General features: G+C 70.6%; 11 protein-coding genes, 2 tRNA genes and 1 pseudogene. 3 read left to right on the plus strand and 11 right to left on the minus strand.

Going from position 1 to position 13,408, the window contains the following annotated elements:
• The 4 genes and pseudogenes from AOK01_RS44805 to leuS form a co-directional block, all read right to left on the minus strand.
• Window positions 1-233: pseudogene (locus AOK01_RS44805) on the minus strand (ComEA family DNA-binding protein); the annotation flags it as partial.
• 206 nt (window positions 234-439) lie between these two features.
• The gene (locus tag AOK01_RS07925; RefSeq protein WP_055509896.1) at window positions 440-1,285 is read right to left on the minus strand and encodes a DegV family protein; all 846 of its coding nucleotides are present in this window, start codon (window positions 1,283-1,285) and stop codon (window positions 440-442) included.
• A gap of 90 nt (window positions 1,286-1,375) precedes the next feature.
• Window positions 1,376-2,182 (minus strand): hypothetical protein, encoded by an 807-nt coding sequence (locus AOK01_RS07930; RefSeq protein ID WP_055509899.1) that lies wholly within the window; start codon window positions 2,180-2,182, stop codon window positions 1,376-1,378.
• Between the two features lie 157 nt (window positions 2,183-2,339).
• Window positions 2,340-5,225, minus strand: a complete 2,886-nt coding sequence (gene leuS / locus AOK01_RS07935; RefSeq protein WP_055509901.1) for a leucine--tRNA ligase — start codon at window positions 5,223-5,225, stop codon at window positions 2,340-2,342.
• Window positions 5,226-5,716: 491 nt separating this feature from the next.
• Between leuS and AOK01_RS07940 the strand changes: the two genes are divergently transcribed.
• Window positions 5,717-6,958, plus strand: coding sequence for a hypothetical protein (locus tag AOK01_RS07940; RefSeq protein ID WP_055509903.1), 1,242 nt, complete (start codon window positions 5,717-5,719; stop codon window positions 6,956-6,958).
• The gene (locus tag AOK01_RS07945) at window positions 6,958-8,583 is read left to right on the plus strand and encodes an NADH-quinone oxidoreductase subunit NuoF family protein (protein ID WP_055509905.1); all 1,626 of its coding nucleotides are present in this window, start codon (window positions 6,958-6,960) and stop codon (window positions 8,581-8,583) included. The genes AOK01_RS07940 and AOK01_RS07945 overlap by 1 nt, the downstream gene beginning before the upstream one ends.
• Before the next feature lie 67 nt (window positions 8,584-8,650).
• On the opposite strand, the gene AOK01_RS07950 is transcribed toward AOK01_RS07945, so the two are convergent.
• The 4 genes from AOK01_RS07950 to AOK01_RS07960 all read right to left on the minus strand — a co-directional run bounded on the left by AOK01_RS07950 (window position 8,651) and on the right by AOK01_RS07960 (window position 10,855).
• Window positions 8,651-8,723 (minus strand) — tRNA-Ala (locus AOK01_RS07950).
• A gap of 176 nt (window positions 8,724-8,899) precedes the next feature.
• Window positions 8,900-9,133, minus strand: coding sequence for a hypothetical protein (locus tag AOK01_RS07955; RefSeq protein WP_010986886.1), 234 nt, complete (start codon window positions 9,131-9,133; stop codon window positions 8,900-8,902).
• Between the two features lie 3 nt (window positions 9,134-9,136).
• Window positions 9,137-9,310, minus strand: coding sequence for a hypothetical protein (locus AOK01_RS44015; RefSeq protein WP_169800108.1), 174 nt, complete (start codon window positions 9,308-9,310; stop codon window positions 9,137-9,139).
• 69 nt (window positions 9,311-9,379) lie between these two features.
• Window positions 9,380-10,855 carry an MFS transporter gene (locus tag AOK01_RS07960; protein ID WP_213862068.1) on the minus strand — a complete coding sequence of 492 codons (1,476 nt, stop codon included), beginning with the start codon at window positions 10,853-10,855 and terminating at the stop codon, window positions 9,380-9,382.
• 112 nt (window positions 10,856-10,967) lie between these two features.
• On the opposite strand from AOK01_RS07960, the gene AOK01_RS07965 reads away from it, so the two are divergent.
• Complete coding sequence (locus AOK01_RS07965; protein ID WP_107099763.1) at window positions 10,968-11,813, plus strand: helix-turn-helix transcriptional regulator; 846 nt, start codon at window positions 10,968-10,970, stop codon at window positions 11,811-11,813.
• A gap of 86 nt (window positions 11,814-11,899) precedes the next feature.
• Here AOK01_RS07965 and AOK01_RS07970 read toward each other — a convergent pair.
• The 3 genes from AOK01_RS07970 to rsfS form a co-directional block, all read right to left on the minus strand.
• Window positions 11,900-11,972: transfer RNA gene (locus tag AOK01_RS07970), tRNA-Ala, on the minus strand.
• A gap of 213 nt (window positions 11,973-12,185) precedes the next feature.
• Window positions 12,186-12,887, minus strand: a complete 702-nt coding sequence (locus AOK01_RS07975) for a histidine phosphatase family protein (protein WP_055509908.1) — start codon at window positions 12,885-12,887, stop codon at window positions 12,186-12,188.
• Window positions 12,884-13,330 (minus strand): ribosome silencing factor, encoded by a 447-nt coding sequence (gene rsfS / locus AOK01_RS07980; RefSeq protein ID WP_055509910.1) that lies wholly within the window; start codon window positions 13,328-13,330, stop codon window positions 12,884-12,886. The genes AOK01_RS07975 and rsfS overlap by 4 nt, the downstream gene beginning before the upstream one ends.
• Between the last annotated feature and the right edge of the window lie 78 nt (window positions 13,331-13,408).

The raw sequence follows: 13,408 nt of genomic DNA on the forward strand, positions 1-13,408 counted from the left end.
GCTTCAGGCTCGCCCTCGGCTTCAGGCTCGCCTTCGCTCTTCAGCTCAACGCCACCACCATCCCGCCCCCATTCCCCCGGCACATCCCGCACCACCACCGGTGGCCCGTGCCGCAACTCGCCGCGCACTCTTGTCCGTTCGGCGAAGAGCGTTTCCGCGCGCAGGCGCAGCGCCTCCGCCGAGGCCTCCCGGCGTCGGGACCTGCCGCGGTAGGGCCGGCGGCGGTGTCGCATGCGACCGTCGGAGACCGGGCCGCGGCCCGGTCCACTGGTGGCTGTCGTGGTCCGTGAAGGTGATCGAAGTGCCATGCGACGAGAATGGGGCACAAGGCACGGTCCCCGATGATCTTGCTCAATTCCGGGGGATTACCGCCCAGTTGTGGATAACTCCGTCACCTGCACGGGTTGAAGCACCCGCCCCGAAGCGTCGGTCCGCCCTCTCACCGAGGCGAGACGACCGCCCCCAGCAGACCGGGCCCCGTGTGCGCCCCGATCACCGCTCCGACCTCGCTCACGTGCAGGTCGGCCAGCCCCGGGACCCGTACCCTCAGCCGCTCCGCGAGCGCCGAGGCGCGGTCGGCGGCGGCGAGATGGTGGACGGCGATGTCGACCTGGGCGCTGCCTGCCCGGTCGGCCACGATCTCTTCGAGACGGGCGATCGCCTTGGTGGCGGTGCGCACCTTTTCCAGCAGCTCGATACGGCCGCCGTCCAGTTGCAGCAGCGGTTTGACGGCCAGCGCGGATCCGAGCAGCGCCTGCGCGGCCCCGATCCGGCCGCCCCGGCGCAGATAGTCGAGGGTGTCGACGTAGAAGTACGTGTCCGTGCCCGCGGCCCGTTTCTCGGCCGCCGTGACCGCGTCGTCGACCGTGCCGCCCGACTCCGCGGACTCGGCGGCCGCCAGCGCGCAGAAGCCGAGGGCCATCGCGACCATCCCGGTGTCCACCACGCGCACGGGCACGGGAGCCTCCCGCGCGGCGAGGACCGCCGCGTCGTACGTGCCTGAGAACTCGGAGGACAGATGCAGCGAGACGATGCCGGTGGCGCCGGACTCGGCGATGCGACGGTAGGTCTCGGCGAAGACCTCGGGGCTGGGCCGGGAGGTCGTGACGGGCCGCCGCTTCTGCAGTGCCAGCGCCAGGGAGCGGGCCGAGATCTCGGTGCCCTCTTCGAGTGCCTGGTCGCCGAGGACCACGGTCAGAGGTACCGCGGTGATGCCGTGGCGCTCCATCGTCCACGACGGCAGGTAGGCCGTTGAATCGGTGACGATCGCGACATGGCGGGACATGAGCTGGAGGTTACCTGTCAGGAGACGTGGACGGCAGTGCGGGCCTCCCCGCCTGCGGCCGGACCGACTGGACCGGCCGGACCGGCTGGATCAAGTCGTGCTCTCCGGGCGGGGCTTCTTCTCCCAAGGGTAAGCGGGCCGCTGTGCGGGTGCGTCGATCGCGGGCCGGGTGGGCTCCTCTGCCGTGCGCGACTCGGCGCTCTCCGGCCAGGTCTGCCGGTCGGCGTCGGCGCTCGGCGCCTTCGGCCACGGCGGCGAGGCCGGGGCGGCGGCGGGCTCCGTCGTCCGCGTGGGCGCCGGCTTCGGCGTGGGAGTGGACGCAGGAGCGGGCGGCGTAGGCGTGGGAGTCGGCTCCGTCGTCCAGTGCCGCAGCGCGCCCGCCTCCATGTCGATCTGTGTGCTCAGCGAGTCCAGGTCGTCGCCCCCGAAACGCTCGGCGCGGTCGCGCGCCGCCCAGCGCAGTGCGTCGGCCGACTTCGTTATCTGCTCGGTGCGCTCCCGCAGCGCGGGCAGCCGCTCAGTGAGGCGCGCCCTGTTCGGTTCGCGCTCCAGCCGCTTCAACTCGCCGTCCAGTTCCTGGCCGTGCACGCTGAGCCGGTCGAACAGTGCCAGGGACTCTTTCAGCGACTCGTCCTCGGCCACGCCCGCGTGCAGTGCCTCCTGAGTGGCCCGCATCGACGTGCGCAGGGAGAGGCGCAGTTGGGCGAGCGCGCCCTGGGCTCCCGGCTGGGCGAAGGTCTTCGCCCTGAGCGTGGAGTCCTCCACTGTCCGGCGGGCCTGTGCGACGGTGCGGTCCACGCCTCGCTTGGCGGCGCCGACCACCTTCACCGTGGCATACGCGCCCAGAACCACGAACAGCACGAAGATCAGTGCCACGATGGCGACCACGGCTTCCATGACGGTCCTCTCGGGTGCTGCGTCGTGCTGCGACCAGTGCCTGCGGGCCCTTTCACGGTAAACGGAAAAGGCAGGCCGAGGGTTCCAGCGGAACCCCCAACCTGCCCTTAGGGGACTACCCCGACCCGAACCGGCCGCACCGGGACGGCGTTCGTCGCTACGCCGGAACGATGTTCACCAGTTTCGGCGCCCGCACGATCACCTTGCGGATTCCCGCCCCGTCCAGTGCCACGACCACCTTGTCGTCGGCCAGTGCCACCTTCTCCAGCTCCTCGTCCGAGATCGACGGGGAGACCTCCAGGCGTGCCTTGACCTTGCCCTTGATCTGCACGACGCAGGTCACGCTCTCGTCCACGGCGTACGCCGGGTCGGCGACGGGGAAGTCCCGGTGCACGACCGAGTCGGTGTGGCCCAGCTTGCGCCACAGTTCCTCGGCGATGTGCGGGGCCAGCGGCGCGACCATCAGCACCAGCGACTCGGCGACCGTCCGCGGGACCGGGCCGCCCGTCTTGGTCAGGTGGTTGTTCAGCTCGGTGACCTTGGCGATGGCGGTGTTGAAGCGCAGGCCCTCCAGGTCCTGGCGCACGCCGCCGATCGCCTTGTGCAGGGCGCGCAGTGTGTCCGTGTCGATGTCGGCGTCCGCGACGTCGACGACGGTGACGTCACCCGTGGTCTCGTCGATCACGTTGCGCCACAGCCGCTGCAGCAGCCTGTACTGGCCCACCACCGCGCGCGTGTCCCACGGCCGCGACACGTCCAGGGGGCCCATCGCCATCTCGTACAGGCGCAGGGTGTCCGCCCCGTACTCGGCGCAGATCTCGTCCGGAGTGACCGCGTTCTTCAGGGACTTGCCCATCTTGCCCAGCAGCCGGGAGACCTTCTCGCCCTGGTGGTAGTACGCGCCGTCGCGCTCCTCCACCTCGGCGGCCGGTACGGCGATGCCACGGCTGTCGCGGTAGACGTAGGCCTGGATCATGCCCTGGTTGAACAGCTTGTGGAACGGTTCCGCCGAGGAGATGTGCCCCAGGTCGAACAGCGCCTTGGACCAGAAGCGCGCGTACAGCAGGTGCAGTACGGCGTGTTCGGCGCCGCCGACGTACAGGTCGACGCCGCCGTGCGGCTGGCCCTCGCGCGGACCCATCCAGTACTGCTCGATCTCCGGGTCGACCAGCTTCTCGGAGTTGTGAGGGTCCAGGTAGCGCAGCTCGTACCAGCAGGAGCCGGCCCAGTTGGGCATGGTGTTGGTTTCGCGGCGGTACGCGCGCGTGCCGCGGCCGTCGCCCAGGTCCAGCGTGACGTCGACCCAGTCCTCGTTCCGGGACAGCGGCGTCTCCGGGGACGTGTTCGCGTCGTCGGGGTCGAAGGTGCGCGGCGAGTAGTCCTCGACCTCCGGCAGCTCCAGAGGCAGCATCGACTCGGGCAGCGGGTGGGCGATGCCGTCCTCGTCGTAGACGATCGGGAAGGGCTCGCCCCAGTAGCGCTGACGGCTGAACAGCCAGTCGCGCAGCCGGAAGTTGACGGTGCCGCGGCCGACGCCCTCGCGCTCCAGCCACTCGGTGATGCGCGCCTTGGCCTCGGCGACGCCCAGGCCGTCCAGCGAGATGTCGTCGTTCGCGGAGTTGACGATCTTCGCGTCGTGCGATCCGAAGGCGTCCTCCCACGTCGACGTGTCGGTGCCGCGGCCGTCGGTGGGCCCGACCACGCAGCGGATCGGCAGCTCGAAGGCGCGCGCGAACTCGAAGTCGCGCTGGTCGCCCGCCGGGACGGCCATGATCGCGCCGGTGCCGTACCCCATCAGGACGTAGTCGGCGATGAAGACGGGGATCTGCTCGCCGTTGACCGGGTTGGTCGCGTACGCGCCGATGAAGACGCCCGTCTTGTCCTTGGCCTCGGCCTGCCGCTCGACGTCCGACTTCGAGGCGGCCTGCGCGCGGTAGGCGGCGACGGCCTCGGACGGCGTGGCGTGGCCGCCCGTCCAGACGTCATGGGTGCCCTCGGGCCAGGCGGCCGAGGTGAACTTCTCGACCAGCGGGTGCTCGGGGGCCAGCACCATGTAGGTCGCGCCGAACAACGTGTCCGGGCGCGTGGTGAAGACCGCGATGTGCTCGCCGTCTACGGGGAAGTCGACGCGGGCGCCCTCGGAGCGGCCGATCCAGTTGCGCTGTTGCAACTTGATGGCCTCGGGCCAGTCCAGGGCGTCCAGGTCGTCCAACAGCCGGTCGGCGTACGCGGTGATGCGCATGTTCCACTGGCGCAGCTTGGCCTTGAAGACGGGGAAGTTGCCGCGCTCGGAGCGGCCGTCCGCGGTGACCTCCTCGTTCGCCAGGACGGTGCCCAGCCCTGGACACCAGTTGACGGGCGCGTCGGAGGCGTACGCCAGGCGGTGGTCACTCAGGATGTCGGCGCGCTCGACGTGAGTCAGCTCACTCCAGGGGCGCCCGCCGGGCACCGCGCGCTCGCCGCTCTCGAACAGGGCGACCAGTTCGGCGATCGGCCGGGCCCTGTCCGCCTCGGTGTCGTACCAGGAGTTGAAGATCTGCAGGAAGATCCACTGGGTCCACTTGTAGTAGTCCCGGTCGATCGTCGCGAAGGAGCGGCGCTTGTCGTGGCCCAGGCCCAGCGCGCGCAGCTGGGACTTCATGTTGGCGATGGCCGCCTCGGTGGTGATCCGGGGGTGCTCGCCCGTCGACACGGCGTGCTGCTCGGCGGGCAGGCCGAAGGCGTCGAAGCCCAGGGTGTGCAGGACGTTGTGGCCCGTCATGCGCTGGTAGCGGGCGGTCACATCGGTGGCGATGTATCCCAGCGGGTGGCCGACGTGCAGACCCGTGCCGGAGGGGTACGGAAACATGTCCATGATGAACTTCTTGGGCTTGGCGACCAGGTCGGGGTCCCCCGCCAGGTCGCCGCTCGGGTTCGGCGCCTCGTACGTGCCCTCGGCGTCCCAGAAGTCCTGCCAGCGTGCCTCGATGTCAGCGGCCAGCGCGGCCGTGTAGCGGTGCGGCGCTGCCACCTCGGAGGCGGCAGCGGTATTCGTCTCGCTCATGATCCTCAAAGCTCCATCGATCGTCTCTGCCAGCGGCTCAGGAAATGAAAAAACCCCTCGCACAGGAGGGGGCGCCGCGCCGATTCCGGTCGCGGATTTCCGGCGACCGGGTGTGATCAGCGCGGCTCACTAAGCAGAAGGCGTACGGCACGCATGGCGTCAGGGTACCGCAGCGGCCCAGCGGACCGCGACGCGGTTTCGGCTACGCTCCGGCACTGAGTGTCGCTCGCGCACTCGCTCACGCACTCGGTCGCCGGAACCCGAGCGAGGGCCAGAGGTTACTTCGCGTAAGGGCCGCTAAGGGGCATCACAGCTCCCTCGCCACCCTTTGATAACAGCGATATAACTGAAACCTCGTACTCATCGGTATGGCTCGACCTAGAGTGCGGCAGCGGGACCGCTTTCCCGAACTGTTCGGAGTTGCCCCCATGAACTCTCGCCGCAACAACAGCACACTCTCCCGGCCGAGTCGCTCGGTCCAGGGCGGAGTGATGGCTGCCGTCTTGCTGCTCATACCCCTTGTCGTCGTGATCGGAGGTGACGGGCTCAGGGACTTCCTCAACTTCGGTGCGGGCGTTCTCTCGCTCGTCGCCCTCACCCTCTCGGTGCTCTGGGGCCTCGTCGCCACCGACCGGGTGTTCCTCAACACCCGCCAGCGCCTGATAGCCCAGGCCGTGCACCGGACCACCGCGGTGAGCTCGGTCGGCTTCCTGCTGCTGCACGTCTCGGTCAAGCTCACGCTCGACCACACCTCGGCGATCGCGGCCGTCGTCCCCTTCGGTCTCGGCGTCACCGGCACCGGCGGACTCATCGGCCTCGGCACCCTGGCCGGCCTCCTGATGGTCTTCACAGCCCTCACCGGCGCGCTGCGCAGCGCGTTCGCGTCCCCCGTACAGGTCGCCGCCCGCTGGCGCGCGGTGCACATGCTGGCCTACCCCGCCTGGTGCTCGGCCCTGATCCACGGCCTCTTCGCGGGCCGCGAGGCGAAGCCGATCTTCGTGATCCTCTACGGCCTCTCCCTGGTCGCCGTCATGGGCGCGCTGGCCCTGCGGGCGGCTCCCCTGCCGTTCAAGCGGAAGTTCGCCAGGCGCGTCCTGACCATGCTCGACGGCGGCAACAACAGGTCGTTCCGCGAGGAGCCCGCGCCGCGCCGCACCGCGGAGGCCCCGCAGGCCGGCGGCCGGCCCGGCTTCCCCGACCAGCCGATACCCCAGCAGCGCACCGGCCCCCGGGGCAGCGAGTCCTTCACGGACACCGGGTCGCTCACCGACACCGGCGGCTTCGCGGCTGCCTACCGGGCCGTTTCGAGCCCGCCGCGCGGTCAGGATCCGCTGGTGCCCGACCCGACGCAGCGCATGCAGATGCCGGCGGACATGCAGCCCACCCAGTCGATGCCGCCCGTCGACGGCATCCCGGGACCCCGCTGGCCGACCCCGTCGCCGCCGCTCTACGAGGCCCCGCCGCGCCCCGCCCAGACGCCGAACTACGACACGGGAAGCTTCAGCCCCGTCTCGGACACGGGCACCTTCAGCGCCGTCTCCTACGAGACTCCCGCGCCCGACGGCTCGTACGGCGGAAGTGACGTGTACAACACCGGTGAGACGAACGACCCCCTCGGTACGTACAACCCGAATGACACGTACAACAGCGGTCCCGCCACTGAAACGCTGCCCGGTTCCTACGAGGCACCGAGCAACGGCGAACCCTGGAACGCGCCTTCCGGAGGCTTTTAGTGAACGAGGCCCTTCCCGACGTACCCGAAGTCCGAGTGGTGGGCCTTCCCCAGCTCACCTCCGGATTCGATCTCGTCGAGAGACTCGACCTGCCCATGCACCTGAAGGTGCACGGGCCGCTTGAGCCCATGGGCGGAGAGCAGCTCGCGCAGCTCTCCGAACGCATCAACCTGAAGGGCCGCGGCGGCGCGGGCTTCCCGTTCCACAAGAAACTGCGGTCGGTCGCCGAGGCGGCGATCCGCCGGGGCGTACGGCCCGTGGTCGTCGTCAACGGAAGCGAGGACGAGCCCGCCTGCCGCAAGGACACGGTGATGATCAACCGTGCCCCGCACCTGATCCTGGACGGTGCCCTGCTGGTCGCCGAGGCCCTGGGCGCCCGCACCCTGGTCATCGGCGTGACCCGCGAATCCACCCAGCGGTCGATGGAGGCGGCGCTCTCCGAGCGCGGGCTGACCAACCGGCGCGGCGCAACCATCCGCGCGCGCGTGCAGCGCAATCCCGTACGGATGGTGACCGGGGCTGCCGCCTCGCTGGTCCGCTCCATCGACGGCGGGCCTGCGATCCCGCCGGGCCGCAAGACCAGCGCCTCGCAGAACGGCGTCGGCGGTGCGCCCACGCTCCTGTCGAACGCCGAGACGTTCGCCCAGCTGGCGATCGGCGCCCGCATCGGCGCCGAGCGCTACGGCAACACCGGCCTGTACGACGAGCCCGGCACCGTCCTGCTCACCGTCTCCGGGGCGGTCGCCCGCCCCATGGTGATCGAGGCCCCGACCGGCGTACCGCTGCGCTACATCCTGCAGCTGGCCGGCGCCCCGCCGGTCCCGCAGGGCGTGCTGACCGGCGGCTACCACGGCAAGTGGCTGGACTCCGCGACGGTCAACGAGGCGATCGTCTCGCGCAACTCCCTGGACGCGGTGGGCGGTGCGCTCGGTGCCGGCGCGATCCTCCCGATCAGCCAGTCGACCTGCCCGCTGGGCGAGTCGCTGCGGGTGGCCCAGTGGCTGGCCGAGGAGAGCGCCGGCCAGTGCGGCCCGTGCTACCTCGGGCTGCCGGCCGCGGCCCGCGGCATGGAGGACATCCTCAACGGCGGCGGCCCGGCCGCCCTCGAAGCGCTCAAGCAGGTCGCCAACGCCGTGAAGCGGCGCGGCGCGTGCTCGCACCCGGACGGCTCCGCGATGTTCCTGGAGTCGACCATCAAGGCGTTCACGGACGACCTGGCCGCCCATGTCCTCGGCAACGGCTGCGGACGGCCCGTGGAGGGCGTTCTGCCGCTCTTCGAGGGCGGCCAGCAGCCCACCGGCATCCCGGGCGGTCAGCCGCCGGAGGAGGAGCAGGGCGCACCCCGCCAGAAGATCTTCGTGGACTGGACGCTGTGCCGCGGGCACGGCCTGTGCGCGGACATCCTCCCGGAGGTCTTCCAGCTGGGCGCCGACGGCTTCCCGACCGTCGCCCAGGCGCAGGTGCCCCGGTACGCGGAGGCGAAGGCGCTGCGGGCCGTACGGCGCTGCCCGGCGCTCGCGCTGCGACTGGAGGAGACCACCGGCGGAGCGGCCCCCCGACAGAACCTGCCCGCCGTACGCGAGGGCGGCGGGGGCGGTCGTCGCGCGCTGGGCCGCGGTCGCTGACCCAGCCCGGCACCTCACCACGCAGAAAGCGGGCCATCCTGATCGGATGGCCCGCTTTCATCTGCTGTGGAGCTAAGGAGAATTGAACTCCTGACCTCCTGCATGCCATGCAGGCGCTCTACCAACTGAGCTATAGCCCCTTGCGGTGTTCCTCCGGGTCTCCCCGGCGGCGACGCCAACATTACCGGTCCTCCCGTGCACCACCAAATCGTTTCCGGCGCTCATCGACATTCCTCGCAAGGGTGATGTCCGGGACGAAACCCCGGCCGGGCTCGGGTCGAGCTCGGGCCGGGCTCAAGCCGGGATCGGACCGGGCTCAGGCAGTCGCGAACGAATAGAAGCGCTTGAGCGTGCAGTGCTCATCGAGGAGCCGGCCGTAGATCGGCTCCCCCTCCAGCTCGCGGTACGTCTCGATGGGGTCGCCTTTTATGATCAGCGCCCGTGCGCATTCCTCGCACCAGTACTGGTAGTCGTGGTTGACCGGTTCCATGTCGCGGACGATGGGCGTACCGCTGCCGCACCAATCGCACTTTCGCCTGTGCGCACCCATCGATCAGCTCCAGCTGTGGCCGCAGGCCGTGCACACGTAGGAAACTCCTCCGTTGTCGCCGAGGACTTGAGCGACGTGGGCCGAACCGCAGGAAGGGCAGTCGAGGCGCGTGATCGGGTTCCGAACCACCTCGGTTCCGGGAAGGTCGACGACCTTCCCGAGGATGCTCGCAGGCATCGCCACTCCCTCCCGTCGGGCCGCGCCCCCTTCCGGCCGTTTGATTCTGCCACGGCCGGAGCAATACGGTCAGCGACGCCTGCGTACCAGTCCGGACACAGCACCTGCCGCGGCGGTCGCGGCCAGCGCGAACATGCAGACGAGTAGCGCGTCCGAAGAGGTATACGCCCCCGAAGCCCCAAGTGACTCAAGCCGGTTCAAGAAGAGTGTGCCGAACGCGGCGACGCCCATGAGCTGGCCGAGCTGTGCGACCGTGGCGAGCAGTCCGCTCGCGTCCGCCGCGTCCTCGGGGCGCACCGTCGCGAGCGCCCCCGTGAGCGTCGGGCTGAAGGAGAGCGCGAGCCCCGCGCCGACGGCGGCCAGAGCGGCGTACAGCCGGAACCCGGCCTCGTGGCCGTCGCGCAGTGCCAGTCCCACGGCCGCGACGGAGACCGCGGTGAGCGCGAACCCGGCCGGGATCAGGGCTCGTTGCCAGGAGGCGGGCCAGGTGCGCCAGGTCAGCCCCACCAGCCCGAAGACCACCGCGGTCGGCGCGAAGGTGAGTCCCGCGCGCAGCGCGCTGTAGCCGAGGCCGCCCTGGATGTGCAGGGTGAGCACGAACAGGAAGCCGCCGTTGACGGCCATCGCCGCCATGATCCGGAAGACCGCGAGCCCGACACCGGGGTGGCGCAGCACCCGGGGCGCGATCAGCGGGGTGCCGCCACGTCGGGCGACCCGGGACTCGTACACCGAGAAGAAGGCGAAGAGCACCGCGGAGGCCGCGAGTGACAGCCACGACCACAGGGGCCAGTCCTTCTCCTGCCCGAGCACCAGCGGGATCGTGAGCAGCGAGACAGCCGCGCCCAGGAGGACCAGGCCCGGCAGGTCCAGGCGGTGCGCGCGCTCCGGAGCGCGCGCGTCGTCGCGCGGCAGGACGCGTGCGCCGAGGAGCAGGAGTACGACGCCCACGGGCACGTTCACCAGGAACACGGGACGCCAGCTCGTGCCGAACAGGTCGGCGCTGACGAGGAGTCCGCCCAGCACCTGCCCGACCGCGGCGCCGGTCGCGAGGACCGCCGAGTACAGGCCGAGGGCCCTGCCCCTCGCCTCGCCGGTGAAGTGGCGCTGGATCAGGCTGAGCACCTGCGGGATCATCACCGCCGAGCCGGCGCCCTGGATCATCCGGAAGGCGATCAACTGGCCGGTGCCCTGGGCGAGTCCGCAGGCCAGTGAGGCCGCCGTGAACAACGCGAGGCCGGCCAGATGGACGCGTCGGTGACCGAGCAGGTCGCCGAGGCGAGCGCCGGTGATGAGCAGAACGGAGTACGGGATGGCGTATCCGGCGACCACCAGCTGCAATCCGGCGCCGGTGGCGTGGAGTTCGGCACCGATGGTGGGCACCGCCACGTTGACGATGAAGGCGTCGACGAGCGCCATGAACTGGGCGGCGAGGACGATCGCGAGCAGTCGTCCGGGGCGATTGTCAGTGCCGGGAGTTCTACTGGAGGCAGGCCTTGAACCGGGTCCGGGTGCGGCGCCCGGGCCCGTGGGGGTTGTGGTCGTCATGGCGTCGAGCGTGGCGGCGGGCGGAGTCGGGTGCCGAGAGTCCGTCGATGCTGGTACTGACAGCACCTGGAAGGCGCGGGGCCCAGGGGCGAGGATGGGGGATGTGACGACGATGGCCAAGACACACCGGCGGCGTCCTGAGCTGGCCGCCTTCCTGCGCAGCCGACGGGCGCGGGTGACACCGGCCGACGTGGGGATGGAGCCGGGTCTGCGCCGGCGCACACCGGGGCTGCGGCGCGAGGAGGTCGCGCAGCTCTCGGGCGTCGGGGTCACCTGGTACACGTGGCTGGAGCAGGGCCGGCCGATCAACGCGTCTTCGCAGGTCCTCGACGCCGTGGCGCGCACGCTGGGGCTCGGCCAGCCGGAGCGCGAGCATCTGTACGACCTGGCCGAGGTGCCGTTCACCCACGACTACGAGTCGGCCGCGCCGGCCGTCGGCCCCGAGATCCAGGAGATCCTCGACGCGCTCGACCCGATTCCGGCGGTCGTCTACAGCGCGCGGTTCGACATCCTCGCCGCCAACCGGATGTACCGGGACCTGTTCCTGATACCGGGGACGGCCGCCACCGGCGGCGGCCGGATGGGCAACGCGCTGTGGTCGCTCTTCGTCGTGGACGAGGACGTCTGTCAGCTGCTGTTCCGGGAGAGCGTGCTGCCGACGATGGTGGCGACGCTGCGGTCCGGGTACGGCAGACATGTCGGTGAGCCCGCGTGGGAGGACTTCATACGCCGGCTGTCGCAGGCCAGTGAGTACTTCGCCGGGCTGTGGCGCAACGGCGATGTGGCACCGCTCGGGCCGCGTGTGAAGACGTTCCGGCACGGGGCGGTGGGCGAGTTGCGGATGACGTCGGTGTCGCTGTCGGTCAACGGAATGCCGGACTGCCGGATCGTGGTCCACCGGCCGGACGACGAGGAGACGAGCGCGCGGATCTCCCGGCTGCGGGACCTTTCCCGGTAGCGGGCCCAGGGAAGGGCGCGGAGGACGACGAAAAATCCCGCCCCCTGATGGGGACGGGATCATCGGTCCACGTTCGTGGAGTCAAGTGGAGCTAAGGAGAATTGAACTCCTGACCTCCTGCATGCCATGCAGGCGCTCTACCAACTGAGCTATAGCCCCTTGTACTGTTCCCACCGGGTCTCCCCGGTGGCGGAACAAGAAGAACTTTAGCCTGCGACCAGCCGGAAAGTGAAATCCGGTACTGCGGGGCACCGGGGTCCGGATTCGAGCCGAGGTCCGGCGGATCGAACCGGGCCCGACGGGCCACGTCACGATCCTCCGGCCGGCGTGGGCGGGCGGTGCGGGCAGGCCCACGCGTCCCGGCCGGAGGTTCTAGTCGTCGTCGCCCAGTACGGGTTCCGGGAGGGTGCCCGCGTTGTGCTCCAGCAGCCGCCAGCCGCGGGCGCCCTCGCCGAGGACGGACCAGCAGCAGTTGGAGAGGCCGCCGAGGCTTTCCCAGTGCTGGGACTCCAGGCCGAGGAGGCGGCCGATGGTGGTGCGGATGGTGCCGCCGTGGCTGACGACCACGAGGGTGCCGTCGTCGGGGAGCTTCTCGGCATGCCTGAGCACGACAGGGGCCGCCCGGTCGGCGACCTCGGTCTCCAGTTCGCCGCCACCCCGGCGAACGGGCTCGCCGCGCTTCCACGCCGCGTACTGGTCGCCGTACTCCGCGATGATCTCCGGGTGCGTCAGGCCCTGCCAGCGGCCCGCGTACGTCTCGCGCAGGCCCTCGTCGTGCGTGACGTCGAGGCCGGTGAGCGCGGACAGCTCACCCGCGGTGTTCGCCGCCCGCTTCAGGTCCGAGGCGACGATCGCGTCGGGCCTGAGGGACGCGAGCAGCCGTGCGGCGCGGCGGGCCTGGCCCACGCCGGTCTCGGTGAGCTCGACGTCCGTGGTGCCCTGGAAGCGGCGCTCCACGTTCCACAGCGTCTGGCCGTGGCGCCACAGGATGACGCGGCGCCCCCGCCCGGCCTTCTTGCCGGTCTCGGACAGCGGCCTGCCGTCCGCCGCCGGCTGCCCCGCGCCGGCGGTCATCGAAGCTCTCCGCGCAGCTCTGCGGCGTCCTCCGTGTCCTGGAGCTCGCTGTGCTCGGCGGCCTTGCCTCGGGTGGCCTTGGCGTCGGCGGGCAGGTCGAGCTCGGGGCAGTCCTTCCAGAGCCGCTCCAGCGCGTAGAACACCCGCTCCTCGCTGTGCTGGACGTGCACCACGATGTCGACGTAGTCGAGCAGGATCCAGCGGGCGTCGCGGTCGCCCTCGCGGCGCACCGGCTTCACGCCGAGCTCCTTGTTCAGCCGCTCCTCGATCTCGTCGACGATCGACTTGACCTGGCGGTCGTTGGGCGCGGAGGCCAGCAGGAAGGCGTCCGTGATCGACAGCACGTCGCTGACGTCGTACGCGATGATGTCGTGCGCGAGCTTGTCGGCGGCCGCCTGTGCGGCGGTGGTGATGAGCTCGGTAGAGCGGTCAGTGGCGGTCACTACAAGGCTTTCCGTAGACGGTCAGGAAACCCCGAGGGGTCATACCCCAAGGGTCTCACGGACCGCCGACGGCGCCCC

The organism is Streptomyces aurantiacus (genome assembly GCF_001418335.1).
Lineage (GTDB): Bacteria > Actinomycetota > Actinomycetes > Streptomycetales > Streptomycetaceae > Streptomyces > Streptomyces aurantiacus.